This is a genomic window from Oleiphilus sp. HI0125 (genome assembly GCF_001635355.1).
Genome location: NZ_LWGF01001073.1, coordinates 1 through 1100, shown reverse-complemented (window position 1 = coordinate 1100; position 1100 = coordinate 1). Strand labels below are relative to the sequence as shown.

The following is a 1100-nucleotide window of genomic DNA, read 5'->3' as shown; positions in this document are numbered from 1 at the left end:
CGCAAACAAACACTACTTAATACGAACCGAAAAACACTTGAAAAACAGCTAGCAGAGCTGAAAGACCAGACAAACCGAAGAAACGTCACGCTTTCGCAACTCAATAAAGAAATCAAAACTAAGTCAGGTGAACTTACTTCACTCAAAGAAAGTCAAAAACAACTCGAAGAACTACTTGTCCAAGTTGAGAAAAGCATATCAGAACTAAAACTTCCTGAGGCTTCAACGCCGTTTATCAAGCAAAAATCTAAACTTCCTTGGCCAAGCCGTGGTAGAGTTCTAGAGCGTTTTGGGGCTCGCCTTGCACAAGGTAAGTTACGATCTAATGGCATACGAATTCAAGCAAAGGAAGATGCTGGAGTAAAAGCGGTCCATTACGGTCGTGTCGTATTCTCAGACTGGTTAAGAGGCTTCGGCCTGCTCATTATTTTAGATCACGGCGATAACTATCTAAGCCTTTATGGAAACAATAAGAGCTTGCATCGAAGCGTAGGTGACTGGGTTAACCCAGGCGAAGTTATCGCGCATGCAGGCAATAGCGGTGGTCGAGAGCGCCCTAGTTTATACTTCGAAATACGAAAGAATGGTAAGCCGCAAGATCCACGTAAATGGCTAAGCAAATAACATCAGGAAGTCAGGAATGAATTTGAATTTACTCAGAGCTTTAATTATCACGTTTACAGCATACAGCGCTGTATCATTCGCAGACGATACCTCTAGTCCTGAAAATACAACGAACACTGAATCTGGCGCCCCCTCTGAAGCCGTTGCTGAAGGCGACAATTCTGAGAATGCTCAACCAGACCCGCTCCCACTGAATGATCTCAGAAAATTCGCTGACGTATTCGGAAAGATCAAAGCCGCTTACGTTGAAGAAATTGATGACCAGACGCTCATCAAGCACGCCATCCGAGGAATGCTAAACGGTCTAGACCCACACTCTTCTTATCTAGAGCCTGTCGCATACGATGACCTAAAGCAAAACACTTCTGGCTCCTTTGGTGGATTAGGAATTGAAGTAGGTATGGAGAATGGCTTCGTCAAAGTTATCGCTCCCATCGACGAAACACCTGCTCATCTTGGTGGAATTGAAGCTGGCG

Annotated in this window: 2 protein-coding genes; both read left to right on the top strand. The window is 44.6% G+C overall.

Annotated elements, in window-relative coordinates; translation table 11 throughout:
- A partial coding sequence (locus A3762_RS18380; protein ID WP_156493579.1) for a murein hydrolase activator EnvC occupies window positions 1–624 on the top strand: 624 nt, incomplete at its 5' end.
- 16 nt (window positions 625–640) lie between these two features.
- Window positions 641–1100 (top strand): S41 family peptidase (locus tag A3762_RS18375; protein ID WP_369820699.1); only part of this gene is annotated, 460 nt, incomplete at its 3' end.